General features: G+C 72.8%; 16 protein-coding genes. 4 read left to right on the plus strand and 12 right to left on the minus strand.

Annotated features, from left to right (window positions below; all coding sequences use genetic code 11):
- Nucleotides 1–86: 86 nt before the first annotated feature.
- Entirely contained in the window at nucleotides 87–494 is a 408-nt protein-coding gene (locus MNY60_RS09690) for a DUF6597 domain-containing transcriptional factor (RefSeq protein WP_242360518.1), read from the minus strand.
- A gap of 158 nt (nucleotides 495–652) precedes the next feature.
- On the opposite strand from MNY60_RS09690, the gene MNY60_RS09695 reads away from it, so the two are divergent.
- Complete coding sequence (locus MNY60_RS09695; protein WP_242334622.1) at nucleotides 653–1,003, plus strand: antibiotic biosynthesis monooxygenase family protein; 351 nt, start codon at nucleotides 653–655, stop codon at nucleotides 1,001–1,003.
- Between the two features lie 121 nt (nucleotides 1,004–1,124).
- Here the strand turns inward: MNY60_RS09695 and MNY60_RS09700 are convergent, their stop codons facing one another.
- From MNY60_RS09700 to MNY60_RS09725, 6 genes are all read right to left on the minus strand, one after another.
- Complete coding sequence (locus MNY60_RS09700) at nucleotides 1,125–1,595, minus strand: SRPBCC family protein (RefSeq protein WP_242334625.1); 471 nt, start codon at nucleotides 1,593–1,595, stop codon at nucleotides 1,125–1,127.
- 30 nt (nucleotides 1,596–1,625) lie between these two features.
- The gene (locus MNY60_RS09705) at nucleotides 1,626–2,051 is read right to left on the minus strand and encodes an SRPBCC domain-containing protein (protein WP_242334628.1); all 426 of its coding nucleotides are present in this window, start codon (nucleotides 2,049–2,051) and stop codon (nucleotides 1,626–1,628) included.
- Nucleotides 2,048–2,374: a helix-turn-helix transcriptional regulator gene (locus MNY60_RS09710; protein WP_242334631.1), complete on the minus strand. Its 327-nt coding sequence runs from the start codon at nucleotides 2,372–2,374 to the stop codon at nucleotides 2,048–2,050. Before MNY60_RS09710 ends, MNY60_RS09705 begins: the two co-directional genes overlap by 4 nt.
- A gap of 701 nt (nucleotides 2,375–3,075) precedes the next feature.
- Entirely contained in the window at nucleotides 3,076–3,870 is a 795-nt protein-coding gene (locus MNY60_RS09715) for an SDR family NAD(P)-dependent oxidoreductase (RefSeq protein ID WP_242334637.1), read from the minus strand.
- Nucleotides 3,871–3,989: 119 nt separating this feature from the next.
- Nucleotides 3,990–5,378 carry an aminotransferase class V-fold PLP-dependent enzyme gene (locus MNY60_RS09720; RefSeq protein ID WP_242334640.1) on the minus strand — a complete coding sequence of 463 codons (1,389 nt, stop codon included), beginning with the start codon at nucleotides 5,376–5,378 and terminating at the stop codon, nucleotides 3,990–3,992.
- A 107-nt stretch (nucleotides 5,379–5,485) separates the two neighbouring features.
- The gene (locus MNY60_RS09725) at nucleotides 5,486–6,346 is read right to left on the minus strand and encodes an aldo/keto reductase (protein WP_242334643.1); all 861 of its coding nucleotides are present in this window, start codon (nucleotides 6,344–6,346) and stop codon (nucleotides 5,486–5,488) included.
- Nucleotides 6,347–6,557: 211 nt separating this feature from the next.
- Here MNY60_RS09725 and MNY60_RS09730 point away from each other — a divergent pair, with 211 nt between their 5' ends.
- Nucleotides 6,558–7,100, plus strand: a complete 543-nt coding sequence (locus MNY60_RS09730) for a YgjV family protein (RefSeq protein ID WP_242334646.1) — start codon at nucleotides 6,558–6,560, stop codon at nucleotides 7,098–7,100.
- A gap of 20 nt (nucleotides 7,101–7,120) precedes the next feature.
- Here the strand turns inward: MNY60_RS09730 and MNY60_RS09735 are convergent, their stop codons facing one another.
- A complete protein-coding gene (locus MNY60_RS09735) occupies nucleotides 7,121–7,408 on the minus strand; it encodes a hypothetical protein (protein WP_242334648.1) in 288 nt (95 codons plus the stop codon).
- A 230-nt stretch (nucleotides 7,409–7,638) separates the two neighbouring features.
- Between MNY60_RS09735 and MNY60_RS09740 the strand changes: the two genes are divergently transcribed.
- On the plus strand, nucleotides 7,639–8,832 hold the full coding sequence (locus MNY60_RS09740; protein WP_242360519.1) for an MFS transporter: 1,194 nt from the start codon (nucleotides 7,639–7,641) through the stop codon (nucleotides 8,830–8,832).
- A gap of 62 nt (nucleotides 8,833–8,894) precedes the next feature.
- Here MNY60_RS09740 and MNY60_RS09745 read toward each other — a convergent pair whose 3' ends face one another.
- The 4 genes from MNY60_RS09745 to MNY60_RS09760 form a co-directional block, all read right to left on the minus strand.
- Nucleotides 8,895–9,776: a hypothetical protein gene (locus MNY60_RS09745; protein ID WP_242360520.1), complete on the minus strand. Its 882-nt coding sequence runs from the start codon at nucleotides 9,774–9,776 to the stop codon at nucleotides 8,895–8,897.
- 132 nt (nucleotides 9,777–9,908) lie between these two features.
- Nucleotides 9,909–10,505 carry a TMEM175 family protein gene (locus MNY60_RS09750; protein WP_242360521.1) on the minus strand — a complete coding sequence of 199 codons (597 nt, stop codon included), beginning with the start codon at nucleotides 10,503–10,505 and terminating at the stop codon, nucleotides 9,909–9,911.
- A gap of 135 nt (nucleotides 10,506–10,640) precedes the next feature.
- The gene (locus MNY60_RS09755) at nucleotides 10,641–10,874 is read right to left on the minus strand and encodes a hypothetical protein (RefSeq protein ID WP_242360522.1); all 234 of its coding nucleotides are present in this window, start codon (nucleotides 10,872–10,874) and stop codon (nucleotides 10,641–10,643) included.
- 83 nt (nucleotides 10,875–10,957) lie between these two features.
- The gene (locus MNY60_RS09760) at nucleotides 10,958–11,293 is read right to left on the minus strand and encodes a helix-turn-helix transcriptional regulator (protein WP_242334661.1); all 336 of its coding nucleotides are present in this window, start codon (nucleotides 11,291–11,293) and stop codon (nucleotides 10,958–10,960) included.
- 137 nt (nucleotides 11,294–11,430) lie between these two features.
- On the opposite strand from MNY60_RS09760, the gene MNY60_RS09765 reads away from it, so the two are divergent.
- Nucleotides 11,431–11,856: a DoxX family protein gene (locus MNY60_RS09765; protein WP_242334664.1), complete on the plus strand. Its 426-nt coding sequence runs from the start codon at nucleotides 11,431–11,433 to the stop codon at nucleotides 11,854–11,856.
- Nucleotides 11,857–12,038: the final 182 nt, after the last annotated feature.

Below are 12,038 nucleotides of genomic sequence, written 5' to 3' on the forward strand. Positions count from 1 at the left end.
GCGTGCTTACTGATGTTCTGCACCTGTCGTCTCGAGAAGCGGCGCGACAGACCGGGGTCACCGCGCTCAGCGGCACTGTCTCTTGCTCAACCCAGTCGCACTTCGAGACGCAGCATTGCATGCGCCGCGGCGCGCTCCACTGCGTCGCGGGGCACGAGCGCGTCCATGGGCAGCGTCTCGCCGCGGAGCTCGTGCAGGGGCACACCGAGGAACGACGCGGCTCCCCCCTCGCGGAACTTCACGAGCACCACGCCGCCCCCCGCCGACGTGCGGACGCGGCGGCTGGTCCCGTGCAGGCCGGTGACCGTGGCGTCGGGGAGACGGCGCGCCTCCGCCCCCTCGAGCAGCGCCGCCGAGCCGGCGTAGCGGAGGCCGATCACGATCCCGGGCTCGGGGAGCAGCGTGCGCGTCGCCTCCTCCCGCGCCTCGACGATCTCGAGGGCGTGGACGAACGGCGCGAGGCGCGCGCTCGGCTGGAAGGACCGCACCTGCACCCTCCCGTCTTGCCGGCGCGCGGGCCTGCGCGCAAGGCAATGAGTTCGTACAAGCCGCGCCCGAGCGAGGCTCCTAAGTCACGTGCCGCGAACGTCCACCGAGTGCTCCTCGCACCGGAGGGCTCCATCACCCCGCGCCACCCGATGAGGCCATCGCCATGACCCTGCTGACCACCGCGCTCGACGATCCCCGGCTGCGCTTCCGCATCGACTGCTTCAGCGTACCCGCCGCCTCTCGGGCCGAGTTCGAGGAGGCCACCCGCCGCAACCTGGACTTCATCTCGACCCTCCCCGGCTTCCGCGGTCACCTCGTCTTCCGGAAGAGGGGTGGGCAGACCGCCTTCGATGTGGTGACGCTCGCGGTCTGGGAGAGCCAGGAGGCGATCGACCGGGCCGCGACTGCGGTGCGCGCCCACTACGAGCGGATCGGGTTCGACCGGGCCGCCTCGCTGGAGCGGTGGCAGGTCCGGTCCGAGCTCGGCGGCTACGAGATCCTGCGCGGACCCTAAAGCCTCACCCGCGCGCGCGGCGCAGGAAGGACCTCGAGCGAAACCTCGGGGACTCCGGGTCGGGACTCCAACCTCCACGCCGCGCACGCTCGGGGCTCGCGGCGCTGGCCATCCCGGTGCTTCACGTCGTCCGCTCGAGCTCCGCCGCGAGCCGGTCGAAGTTCTGCTCGTTGGCCGGGACGACGATCGGCTTCACCCTCGCGCAGTGCTCAGCGGTCTCGTGCCACATGCGCCAGGTGACGCGGGTCGCGCCACCGCTCTGTTCGTCCAGCGTGATCGTCATCTCGAAGGGATGGCCTACCGACAGGTGGCGGAAGACGATGCGCCTCGGCTCCTCCACCGCGAGGAAGACGCTCTCGTTCGGATGGTCGACGCCGTCCGGCCCGTGCATGACGAAGCGCCAGGTGCCGCCCGGGCGCAGGTCGAACACCTCGAAGGTGCTGCTGAAGCCCTGCGGTCCCCACCAGCGCGCCAGGCGCGACGGATCACGAAACGCCTCGAACACGCGCTCGGGCGGAGCCGCGAACGTGCGCGAGCTCACGATCTCGCGCTCCGAGGCATCGCCGCCTTTGCCCTCTCGTCGAACGGACATGGTCTCCTCCGGCAGAAAAGTGCTCGCCGCCTACCGCTTCACGAATCGGTCGGCCATCGCGCCGAGCACGTACTTCCAGCCCTCCGCGTGCATGCGGCCCATCTCGTCGTCCGGGACGTTCGTGTGCCGCAGCGTCACCTCGGTGTCGCTGCCCCGCGCCTCGAGCGTGACGGTCACGACCGACTCGACGCCGCGCGTCGCCTCCGACATCCAGGTGTGCTGGATGCGCCTCGCGCGCTCGAGCGCGACGAACCGGCCGTAGTGCGCCCAGGAGCGGCCGGCGTGATCGACGGAATGGTAGAAGAGGCCGTCCACGACCGGGTTGATGATCGCGCGGGCGGTCCCGTACCACGGGCTTCCCGGGCTCCGGTGGTCGAGCCAGACGTCGTAGACCTGCGCCGGGGTCGCCGGGATGGTGCGCTTCACGGTCAGCTCGGTGGTCTTGATCTCGTTCATGATCGCTTCCTCTTCTCCGCGAAGAACGCCTCCATGCGATCGAGGCGCTCGGTCCAGAACTGCTCGAGCTTCGAGGCCCACCGCACCACCTCGCGCAGCGGCGCCGGCTCGAGCGCGAGCGTGTGCTCGCGGCCGCGACGCGTGCGACGGACCAGCCCGGCGCGCTCGAGCACCTTGATGTGCTTCGAGATCGCGTTGAGCGACATCGCGAACGGCGCCGCCACGTCCGTCACCCGCGCCGGCCCGCGCGCCAGCTGATCCAGGATGGCCCGGCGGGTCGGATCGGCGACCGCGGCGAAGACGATGTCGGATCGGTAGTTCAACCTGACGGTTGAATATGGACGGGGCGCTGCGGTGTCAAGGGCACGTGCGGGAGGCGGCCGCGATCACGGGTCGACCGGCGCACGAGGCCGGGATCCTGAACAAAGGTCCCGGCCCTCGGTGATTCTGGCCCGCTCCGCGACAGGTCGACTGTCGCGATCAATGCCCCTGAAACCGCGCGTAGGTCACGCCATCCCAGGTGAGGACCTGGCAGGCCGGGTCGAAAACTCCGGCGAAGGTCCTGCCGCCCGACCGGCCCGTCACGGTCAGTCCCGAGCACGTGTACGTACCGGACTCGCTGACGTCGGAGTGGTCGTAGACGAAGCTCCCGCTCGCGAAGCTCACGGCCCAGCTTCCGAGGACCGGCCCATTCGGCCCGAGACCGACTTCGTGCTGCTCGATCGACCTGAACGCGGCGCTCTCGATCGCTGCGCAGGCATCCGCGAAGGGGCCTCCCGTGCAGGCCGCGTCGGCCGCGCCTCCGTCGGTGTGCGTCGCGGCGCGACCGCAGGCGACGGCAAGAAGCAGGAGTACACGTGGAGCTCGCATGACTCAGGGTAAACGAAAGGCGCGAGCCGCGTCTATTCTCGACGGCCGCCGACAGCGGTGCGCGTGCTTCGTGCGACAGCGGATTACTCTCGTATACCGTACGCTCCCCATCTTCCGCGGGGAGGCCCGTCTCACCACGGCCGGAATGGCCGATTCACACGATCGCTCGAACCACGCCGCCATCCACGCGCAGGGCCGCGCCGTTGGTGGCGCTGGCTTGCGTGCTGGAGACGTACACGATGAGGTGGGCGGCCTCCTCCGGGGTGGCGAAGCGCTGGAGCAGCGACGTCGGCCGCGCCGTCGCGAAGAACTGCCGCTCCATCTCCTGCTCGCCGATCTTCCGCTCCTGCGCGAGCTGCCGCACGAACTCGACGACGCCCTCGGAGCTCGTCGGGCCCGGGAGGACGGCGTTCACGGTCACCCCCGTGCCCCGCGTGCGCTCGGCGAGCCCGCGCGCCACCGCGAGCTGCGCGGTCTTGGAGACCCCGTAGTGGATCATCTCCACCGGGATCTGGAGCGCCGACTCGCTCGACACGAAGACGATCCGGCCCCAGCCCCTCGCGAGCATCCGCGGGAAGTGGTGGCGCGCGAGGCGCACGCCGCTCATCACGTTCGTCTCGAACATCCGCGTCCATGCCTCGTCCGTGATCTGCTCGAAGGGCACCGGCTCGAAGACGCCCGCGTTGTTCACGAGCACGTCGACGTCGGGGACCGCGCGGACGAGCGTATCCACCCCGGCGGCGACCGACACGTCCCCGGCGACGCCGCGCACGCGCGCCTGCGGCTCCGCGCGGAGGATGGCCTGCACCGCTTCCTTCACGCGGGCCTCGGTGCGGCCGTTCACGACCACCTCGGCACCTTCGCGCGCGAACTCTTGCGCCGCCGCGCGGCCGATGCCGGCGGTGGACCCGGTGACGAGCACCCTCTTTCCGGCGAGTCCGAGATCCATGAAATCTCTCCTCCCGACCTGATCCTCGAAGCTTCGGCGTGGTCGAGCACCCGACCCTTCACGGTCCGTTCGGCCACCCGCTCCCCGTGGTCGAGGGCCGCGGTCGCGGTCCCCTGCCGTCACGCTCCGCGGGTGGGCCCTCGCTCCCCCGCCTCCGCCGCCCTCCGCATCGCCTCGAGCGACCGCTCCACGTCGTCGTCCGTGGTCGCCCACGAGCAGACGCTGATCCGCATGGCGGTGTGGCCCTGCCAGACGGTGCCGCCGCACCAGCAGGTACCGTCCGCCTGGATCGCCGCGATCACCCGCCGCGTGCGCTCCGGCTCGCCGAAGGACACGAGCACCTGGTTCAGCGTGACCTCGTTCAGCACGCGGTGCCCCGCCCCGGCGAGCCCCTCGGCGAAGCGCCGCGCGTGGCGGCAGCTTCGCTCGATGAGGTCCGCGAGCCCGGCGCGCCCGAGCGCGCGCAGCGCGGCCCAGACCTCCACGCCGCGCGCCCGGCGCGACAGCTCCGGCGTGTAGTCCGCCGGATCCCGCTCCGTGCCTACCGGCAGGTAGGCGGCGGTCATGCCCATGGCGGCGCGCAGGGGGGCGCCGTCACGGACGAGCGCGATCCCGCTGTCGTACGGCACGTTCAGCCACTTGTGCGCGTCGGTCGCCCAGGAGTCCGCGCCCTCGATCCCGCTCGCGAGCCCCGCGCGTCCGGGCGCGGCCCGGGCCCAGAGGCCGAAGGCTCCGTCCACGTGCACCCACGCGCCGGCCTCGTGCGCGCGGGGCACGAGCTCGGAGAAGGCGTCGAACGCGCCGGTGTTCACGTTGCCAGCCTGGAGGCAGACGATGGTCGGCCCGGAGAGCCGGGGCAGAGCTTCGGGGCGCATCCGGCCCTGCCCGTCCACGGGGACGCTCACGACGCGGTCGCGCCCGAGGCCCAGCATCGCGAGGGCCTTCATCACGCTCGGGTGCGCCTCGGCGCCGACGACGACCGCGATCTCCGGCGCGCCGAAGAGGCCGCGCGCCTCGACGTCCCACCCCGCTCGCGCCAGCACGGCGTGCCGTGCGGCGGCGAGCGCGGTCAGGTTCGCGACCGTCGCGCCGGTCACGAACCCGCCCGCCGTTCCGGGCGGCAACCCGAGCGCCTCGACGACCCACCGCAGCGCGACGTCCTCCAGCGCGGCCGTTCCGGGCGTCACGTCGCGCCGGGCCGAGTTCTGGTCCCACGCCGTCGCGAGCACGTTCGCGGCCACCGTGACCGGGAGCGCCCCGCCGATCACGAACCCGAAGAAGCGCGGCCCGGCCATGGCCATGGTGGCCGGTGACACGAGCGCGTCCAGCTCCGCGAGCACCGTGCTCGGGTCGCTCGGCTCGGCGGGGAGCGCGCGGTCCAGGGCGGCGAGCCGCTTCACCGCCTCCGGAGAGGGCGCCACGGAGCGCGTCCGGAGCTCGCGGAGGTACGCCGAGGCACGCGTGGCTGCGTCCTGCAGGAGACTGCCGGTCACGTCGTCGCGATCCACGGTTCCCTCCTCGCGCGCCCGCGTACGCGGGGCCGCATGCGCGCCCGGGACGCGGCGCGACGGACTGGAGCGCTGACATGTTCGCGAGCGCCCGCCTCGTCAAGGCTTCACAGCACCTCGAGCGGCCGCTCCTCCTCCGGCGGCGGGAAGGCGCCGTCCAGCTCGGCGAGGTCTTCCCGGGTCAGGCGGAGGTCGAGCGCGGCGCGGTTCTCCTCGACGTGCGCCGGGGTGCCGGCCTTCGGGATGGCGTTCACTCCGTCGAGCCTGAGGATCCAGGCGAGCGCGATCTGCGCCGGCGTCGCGCCGTGCCGCTCGGCGACGTTCGCGAGGGCGGCGTCGTCGCGGAGCAGGCGCCCCTGCTCGTAGGGCGAGTACGCCATGACCGGGATGCCCCGCGCGCGGCACCAGGGCAAGAGGCCGAGCTCGATGCCGCGGCGGGAGAGGTTGTAGAGCACCTGGTCCGCCTGCACCTGCGACCCGCCCGGCACGCCGGACAGCTCCTCCAGATCCGGCACGTCGAGGTTGCTGACGCCCCAGTGCCGGATCTTCCCGGCCTCGACGAGCTCCTGGAAGGCGAGGACGGTCTCCTCGAGTGGGAACGCGCCGCGCCAGTGCAGGAGGTACAGGTCGATGCGGTCCGTCCCGAGCCGCCGCAGGCTCCGCTCGCAGGCGGCGATCGTGCCGGCGCGCGAGGCGTTCGTCGGGAGGACCTTGCTCACCAGGAAGACCTCGTCGCGCCGCCCGGCGATGACCTCCCCGACGAGCTCCTCGGCACGCCCGTCGGCGTACAGCTCCGCCGTGTCGATGAGCGTGAGGCCGAGGTCCAACCCGAGCTCGAGCGCGGCCCGCTCCGTCGCCCGGAGGGAGGGATCCTCGGCCATGAACCAGGTGCCCAGCCCCAGGGCAGGGATCCGCTCGCCGAGCGGGAGCGCGATCGTTCGCACGCCGGAGACCGATGACGCTGGCATGCCGAGACGATCGGATCGCCCTCGCCGTGACGCAACCAGGAGCGGGACTCGAGGCCCGCTGCTCGCGGATCTCGAGGGTCACGTGCTCGCGCGGGCGCGTTGCGCCTCCGGCGGCGCGGTGGCAGCATTCGCGCCCCGGCCCGGCCGGGCGACGCACGCGCGATGCCCGCGCGACCGTGCGCCCCGCGGTCCGGTCGAGGAGCTTCGCGACATGCACCCGTTCTCCCCGGCGCAGGTGGTCGGGTACGTCGCTCTCGTGCTGGGGGTCTCCGGCTTTCTCCAGCGCGACGACCGCCGCATGAAGCTCCTCGTCGCCAGCGAGTGCTTCGTCTACGTCGTCCACTTCACGCTGCTCGGGCGCCCGCCGGCCGCCTCGAGCGCGCTCGTCTCAGGGGTTCGCACGCTCCTCTCGGTGCGGTTCCGCTCGGCGTGGCTCGCCGCCGCGAGCGTCGCCGTGAACGTGGGCCTCGCCGTGGCGCTCTCGACCCGCGGCGCCGGGTGGATCCCCGTCGTGGGCTCGAGCCTCGGGGCGATCGCGGTGTTCACGATGCGGGGCGTCCCGATGCGGCTCGTGCTGCTCGCGAGCACCTCGCTGTGGCTCGCGAACAACGTCCTCAGCCGGTCCCTCGGCGGCACCGTGCTCGAGTCGCTCATCGCGGCCACGAGCATCTCGACCATCCTCCGCATGACCCTCGCGGAGCGCGCGGCAGCCGCCGAGAGCGCGCGGTCCGGGGCGGAAGGCGCGACGCCGTGAAGGGTGCGCGACCGCTCAGGTCACGCCGCGCGTCCGGGGGGAGGCATCGGCCCGCGCTGGACGGGCACCTCGTCGCTCGCCCGGGTTGCCGCGACCGCGCTCGACACCGACACGGCGCCGAGCAGGACGACCATGCTCGTCAGGGCGGCCTGGAGGACCAGCGCCTCGACGAGCACCACGGTGCAGATGGCCCACACGCCCAGCAGCAGCGCGAGCCCGGCGAGCTCGCGGCTGAGGAGCGCGTCCGCCACCGTGCGGCGACGGATCTCGGTGATCCCGTTGGAGCGGTGGCGAATTCGATAGCGCACGGCGCCTCAACACTCCGCTGGCCGCGGGATTCCCGGCGAGCCGCGCAACCATATCCGCCTCGAGCCGACGCCGCTCGTGCCTCTTCCCCGCCCTCCTGGAACATGCTGTCGCGCCGAGGGATTCGGCAGCGGGAAGTCAGGCGGCCCCCCGCCAGGTCTTCCGCAGGGCCGGCCCGGGCGTCACCTCCACCCACATGCGCCGCCGCGCTGCGGTATGTCTGCGGGCCTCGATGAGCGCCCCCGTCCGCCGACTCCTGTGGCTCCTCGCCGGCACGGCCGGCCTCACCGTCGCGAACCTGTACTACAGCCAGCCGCTCCTCCCGATGATCGCGGCCGAGCTGCACGTCGCGCCCCGCACCGCCGGCCTCGTCTCGACGGCCACGCAGATCGGGTACGCGGTGGGCATGCTGCTCCTCGTCCCGCTCGGCGACGGGCACGAGCGGCGGCGGCTCATCGTGGCGATGACGGGCGCGGTCAGCGCGGCGCTCGTCGCCGTCGCGGCCGCGCCGGGCCTCGGGGCGCTGCTCGCCGCGAGCTTCCTCCTCGGCGCGACGACGATCGTGCCGCAGCTCGTGGTCCCGTTCGCCGTCGCGGTCGCCGACCCCGCCGCGCGCGGCCGCTCGGTGGGGCTCGTGATGAGCGGGCTCCTCGTCGGCATCCTCCTCTCGCGCACGGTGAGCGGTGTGCTCGGCGCGCACCTCGGCTGGCGCGCGACGTACGCGGGCGCGGCGGGGACGATGCTGCTCCTCGCGGTCGCGCTCCGCTTCGTGCTCCCGGCGCAGGAGCCGCCGTCCCGCGCGCGCTGGGCGGACCTCCTCGCCTCGCTGCCCCGCCTCGTGCGCGAGGAGCCGCTGCTCCGGCGGCACGCGCTCCTCGGCGCGCTCGCGTTCGCCGCGTTCAGCGTGTTCTGGACCACCCTCGCCTTCCACCTCGCGCTCCCGCCGCTCGGCTACGGCTCCAGCGTCGCCGGGCTCTTCGGCGTGGTGGGGGTGTCGGGCGCCATCGCCGCGCCGGTCGCGGGCCGCCTCGCCGACCGCCACGGCTCGCGGGTCGTGAACCTCGGCGCGATCCTCGCGGTGCTCGCCTCGTTCGGCGTGCTCTGGCTGGGACGGACGAGCCTCGCCGGGCTCGCCGCGGGCGTCGTGCTCCTCGACTTCGGTGCCCAGGCGAACCACATCTCGAACCAGACCATCGTCCTCGGCCTCTCGGCCGAGAAGCGCAACCGCATCAACACCGTCTACATGGTGACCTACTTCGCGGGCGGCGCCGCCGGCTCGACCGCCGGCGCGTGGGCGTGGAGCGCCGGCGGCTGGTCCGCCGTGTGCGCCGCCGGGGCGGCGTTCTCGGCGATCGCGATCGTCGCGTGGGCGACGGTGGGTCATCGCCACGCCGTCGCGGCCTCCGAGGCGGTGGCGAGGGGCTAGGAGCAGAGCCCGACCGGTGCCGGAGCCCTGCGCGGTCGACGGCGCTCGCCTCCCGGCCGGCCTCACCTCGCCCCGGCCACCGCCTTCAGCGCCTTCTCGATCGCGTCGGGCGCGCAGCGGATGTTCATGAAGCTGTGCGAGCCCATCATCTTCAAATCAGGGAAGTTCACCGCGATCCGGAAGCGGGCGTAGAGCGCGCGCACGTCACCGCCGGTGACGAGGAGCTCGTACGGCAGGTGCCCCGTGGAGCGGAGCGGCTTGGAGTCGATCTCGTTCATGATGCGGGCGTCGCCCGAGCAGCCGTCGGAGAGCGCCACGCCGAACACCGTCTGCGTGCCGCCGGGCAGGTCGATGCGGTAGACCTTGCTCGCGCCCCCGCGCCGCTCGGCGAGGCCGGCCTCGATCGCCTTCACCGCCTCGTCGTGGCTCGCGAAGTGGCCGAGCTTGGACGGCTCGTCGAAGTACTCCATGCCGACCATGTAGTGGTACTTGCGCAGGTCCTTCGCGCTCTTGCCCTCGGAGGGCCCGTACTCCTCGGCCCGCCCCAGCGCGCCCTCGAGCGAGGCCGCGACGGGAGCGAGGTCGCCCGGGAGGCGATAGGCCGCCGCCATGTACGACGGGTTCGTGTAGGCGACCTGGACCTCCTCGCCGACCTTCGTGATCGTGACGCGCTGGGCGGCGGCATAGCCGCCGGACGGCGTCTTCGCAGCCTCGGACTTCAGGCTCTCGTTCGTCACCGCGAGGACGACGGCCCCGGGGTACGGCGCGTAGCTTCCGGCGATCTCGAAGCCCGCCGCCTGGAGCTTCTGCCGGGCGGTCCTCGCGGCACCATCCACGTCTCCGGGCGCGCGCGAGGCGAGCACGAAGGGCTTCATCGTGGGGTCGGCCGCGAGGGCCGGGGAGGCGAGGAGGAGCAGGCTGGCGAGAGCGAACCGGTGGTTCATGGGTGGGGTCCTTTGGCGGCGGCGCCGCGCGACCGTGCGATCGGTCGATCGAGCTTGAGAGCCAGCGCGTGCCGCGACGATTCCGGACAGGATGTCGCACCGCGGGCACGCCAACCGCTTCGAGCCGACGCCTCAGGTGGCGCTCTCCCTCGGCGCGTCGAGCCGCCGCTCGATCCGCCTGTCCGGGATCAACCAGAGGATCGCGACGAGGACGTAGAGCGCGTACGAGAGCCACGGGTGGACGAACGCGAGCCCGATCCCGAGCGCGTAGAAGAAGGGCGAGGTCTTCCCCTTCCAGTCGCTCCCGATGGCGCGGGCGAGCGTCGAGCCGGGGCCCTCGTGCGCGACGATCGAGCCCTGCAAGAGGAAGTACGCGATGGCGGCCGAGAGCAGCACGCAGCCGTACACCGCCGCCGGCCACGGCTCGCTCGGGCTCTCGCCCACCCAGCGCGTCGTGAACGGCACGAGCGAGAGCCAGAACAGGAGGTGCAGGTTTGCCCACAGGATGCGCCCGCTCACCTGGTGCGTGGCGTGGAGCATGTGGTGGTGGTTGTTCCAGTACAGCCCGACGTACACGAAGCTGAGCACGTAGCTCAGGAACACCGGCACGAGCGGGCGTAGCGCGGAGAGGTCGTGACCTCCCTCGGGGACGCGCAGCTCGAGCACCATGATCGTGATGACGATGGCGAGCACGCCGTCGCTGAACGCCTCGAGCCGGGTCTTGCCCATGCGTCGTACTTAACCCGCCGCGAGGGCGGCGCGCCGCGCGTGCCGTTCGCCGGGCTCTTCGTGGCCGACACGCCGATGCCCCGCCTCACGGTGGTACTGGACGGCGGCGGTGCTCGCGGCCTCGAGCGGCGCCGCTCACGCCGCGAGCGGCAGGCTCTTCTCGAGCGCTCCCGTCTCGACCCCGACCAGCTCCGCCGCGTCGCGCGCGGAGAGCCGCCGGCGCTCGACGAGGACGCGGCCGGCGAAGACGCGCGCCTCACGGGCGCGGGCCGCGTCGCTCAGGTAGAGCGAGGCGTGCAGCGCGCGACGCGCCTCCGCGGGCACGGCGGGATCGACGAGCAGCATCGGGACGAGGGACCAGGTGTTCATCGCATGCTCCTGGCCCCTCTATTTAAATCGACGTCCGTCGATTTCAACCGAAACGCTTCCGCGTGAGGCCACCTCCTGTCCGCTCAGCGGCCGCGCGCCCGTCGTTCCGCGGGCTTGGGCCGGCTCGCGCCCGAGAGGGTCCGCACGCGCAGCGCGTCGAGGTACGCCTCCATCACGTCCCGCCGGAAGCGGTAGTAGGCGAAGTGCCCGTCCCGCCGCCGCTCGAGGAGCTGCGCGTTCACGAGCTCCTTCAGGTGGTGCGACACCGTGGACTGGCAGAGCGCGGCCGACTCGACGACGGACGAGCATGGCACCTCGCCGCCCGCCGCCGCCGCGCGCTCGAGGATCTCGCAGCGCTGCGGATCGGCGAGCGCCTTGGCGATGCTGCAGAATTCTTCGTCGGTGAGCCCGACCGGCATGGTGACGCCCCCCCCGGCGGGTATCGATAACCGTCGATGATTCGCGAGTCAAGGCGCACCTTGGCCGGCGCGTGTGGGAGACCGCGTCGCCGCCGAATAGGCTCGCCAGGCGCCGGCCCGGCGTTAGGTATCGGGCCATGGACACCCGTGCACTGGCCGCGACCGCGGCGCGTCTCGAGACCCCCAGCTACTCCGCGCTGCGCTTCGTCGCCGGCGCGATGTTCATGTTCCACGGCTCCCAGAAGATCCTCGGCTGGCTCGCCGCCGGGCCCGGCCCCGCGGCCGGCACGCAGCTCTGGTTCGGCGGCCTCATCGAGCTCGTCGCCGGGGCGCTCATCGCGCTCGGGCTCTTCACGCGCGCCGCGGCGTTCCTGGCCTCGGGGACGATGGCCGTCGCCTACGTCCAGTTCCACTGGAAGCTCGCCCTCTCCGGCTTCGCCTGGCTCCCCGCCGTGAACAAGGGCGAGCTCGCCGCGCTCTACTGCTTCCTGTTCCTGTACGTGACCGCGCGCGGGCCCGGGGCGGTCTCGCTCGACGCGCTGCGCGGATCGCGCGGCCGCTGACGCGCCGGCGGCTGTGGCTCGATCGCGTGACGTGGCGGGGGTGCCGCGCCCGTGCGCCGGGCTCACGTGCGAGGACGTGGCCGGCGAGCCCACACCGCGCGGCCGAAGCGGCGGAGATCGCTCGTGAGCCGATGCACGATCCGTCCGTGGCACGCTGGGTGAATGACGGGGCCGCAGCGGTT

Origin of the sequence: Anaeromyxobacter sp. SG17, assembly GCF_022690695.1 — a bacterium.
Classification (GTDB): Bacteria; Myxococcota; Myxococcia; order Myxococcales; family Anaeromyxobacteraceae; genus Anaeromyxobacter; species Anaeromyxobacter soli.

Bases quoted from the DNA above. Each gene is read 5' to 3' on its own strand.
- MNY60_RS09695 (WP_242334622.1), top strand. From the start codon at position 653: ATGACCCTGCTGACCACCGCGCTCGACGATCCCCGGCTGCGCTTCCGC.
- MNY60_RS09700 (WP_242334625.1), bottom strand. From the start codon at position 1,595: ATGTCCGTTCGACGAGAGGGCAAAGGCGGCGATGCCTCGGAGCGCGAG.
- MNY60_RS09705 (WP_242334628.1), bottom strand. From the start codon at position 2,051: ATGAACGAGATCAAGACCACCGAGCTGACCGTGAAGCGCACCATCCCG.
- MNY60_RS09715 (WP_242334637.1), bottom strand. From the start codon at position 3,870: ATGGATCTCGGACTCGCCGGAAAGAGGGTGCTCGTCACCGGGTCCACC.
- MNY60_RS09725 (WP_242334643.1), bottom strand. From the start codon at position 6,346: ATGCCAGCGTCATCGGTCTCCGGCGTGCGAACGATCGCGCTCCCGCTC.
- MNY60_RS09730 (WP_242334646.1), top strand. From the start codon at position 6,558: ATGCACCCGTTCTCCCCGGCGCAGGTGGTCGGGTACGTCGCTCTCGTG.
- MNY60_RS09740 (WP_242360519.1), top strand. From the start codon at position 7,639: ATGAGCGCCCCCGTCCGCCGACTCCTGTGGCTCCTCGCCGGCACGGCC.
- MNY60_RS09745 (WP_242360520.1), bottom strand. From the start codon at position 9,776: ATGAACCACCGGTTCGCTCTCGCCAGCCTGCTCCTCCTCGCCTCCCCG.
- MNY60_RS09750 (WP_242360521.1), bottom strand. From the start codon at position 10,505: ATGGGCAAGACCCGGCTCGAGGCGTTCAGCGACGGCGTGCTCGCCATC.
- MNY60_RS09755 (WP_242360522.1), bottom strand. From the start codon at position 10,874: ATGAACACCTGGTCCCTCGTCCCGATGCTGCTCGTCGATCCCGCCGTG.
- MNY60_RS09760 (WP_242334661.1), bottom strand. From the start codon at position 11,293: ATGCCGGTCGGGCTCACCGACGAAGAATTCTGCAGCATCGCCAAGGCG.
- MNY60_RS09765 (WP_242334664.1), top strand. From the start codon at position 11,431: ATGGACACCCGTGCACTGGCCGCGACCGCGGCGCGTCTCGAGACCCCC.